At 38.2% G+C, this 1,331-nt stretch carries 1 protein-coding gene and 1 pseudogene; both read right to left on the reverse strand.

Features of this window, described 5'->3' with window-relative positions; all coding sequences use genetic code 11:
• Positions 1-318: hypothetical protein (locus NPX99_RS08645; RefSeq protein WP_269031420.1), on the reverse strand; the 318-nt coding region annotated here is incomplete at its 3' end.
• A pseudogene (locus tag NPX99_RS08650) lies at positions 315-1,331 on the reverse strand (hemagglutinin repeat-containing protein); the annotation flags it as partial. The gene NPX99_RS08645 and the pseudogene NPX99_RS08650, both read right to left, overlap by 4 nt.

A 1,331-nucleotide genomic window follows, 5' to 3' on the forward strand; every position in this document is an offset into this window, starting at 1 on the left:
ATGCTGACAAATGGGGAGGTTTTCCTCTCTAAAAGTATAACACCAGTCACCGCTCCCTTTATAACGAAATCCTGCTTGAACCATACAAGCATCTATTGTTGCTTTAGCATTAATACTATTCTTTCTATTTTCTGAATCAGTATCAATAAGACTCGGCATTCCACATTCTAATAAGGCTTTTCCTACCTCAGTAAAATCCGCACCTGCCTTCTCCCACATACTCACAGCCCCTGGAGCAGGTTTGTCGATGTTTTCAATGTCACATCCAGCGATAGTTAAAAATGCTAACCCAAGTAACAATTTTAAAGTTCGTTTCATTTTTTCCTCCATAAATAACCTAAACCTGAATTATCTAAAATTGTATCAGATTTATAAATTGGTATAGAATGAAGTGTTCCATAACTTCTTACACACGCATCACTCGCATTACCATAACAATTATGGGTGCTAGGTTTGAAACCTGCTAATGCTTTCCCTTGCTCTCTCAGTGGAGAGGTTACTATAGTCAATAAATTGTTTGCTACAAACTGCGTCATATATAAAGGATTTTTTATAGCTTTCTTCAAAAGTGAAGCATCTAGATTTAAAGGTATATTATAAGAAGTAGGCGGATTGCGGCCAAATCCTGTACCAATAGGGTCAAATGCATGATTTTGTAAGTAAACATGATCTTTCTTGCCGTCACTTACGATATATATTGTATTTGCCATCTTTTGAGCGTTATAAGCTGGTCCATAAAGATAGATATCTGTTTCTTCTGCGATACCGTGGATGCCACGCCGTTTAAAATCACGCAATCCATTGCCCACTGTCATGCTACCACGGCTATGCGCACTGACACGTGTCTTCGTATTGCCATAACGATAGATAAAATCTTGGAACTTCTTGGTTGAATTACTCAGCCCCCAGCTATTACCTTCGATAAACTTTTGATAAAATGCTACTCCTAACTCTACAATCTTGTCTTCTGCTTTTGGGAAATATGTAAAATAAAGTGGCTCATGCTCATTACCAGATAACTGGACAGCATTACGCGCTGCCTCATCTGGCGTGTTAAAAATGCCATTGTAAAACATACGCCTGATGCCATCAGAACCGGCTTTTAAATGCTTCTCTTCCCCTGGCTTTAAAAAGTGATACAGTGCAATATATTCTCCATCGCTGTCTTTTAGAGGTTTTCCATTTTCATCGGTTAAATAGAGTACTTGACCATTTTCAGCATGCAAAACCTCACCTACAGGATGCTTTTTGATAAATGCGATTTCGCGTACTTTGTCCCAATAACCAAATCCTTCATCCGATAAATCATTGATCATATCTAAGCGATTATG

The sequence above is a fragment of the Bartonella sp. 220B genome, from assembly GCF_026930205.1.
Classification (GTDB): domain Bacteria; phylum Pseudomonadota; class Alphaproteobacteria; order Rhizobiales; family Rhizobiaceae; genus Bartonella.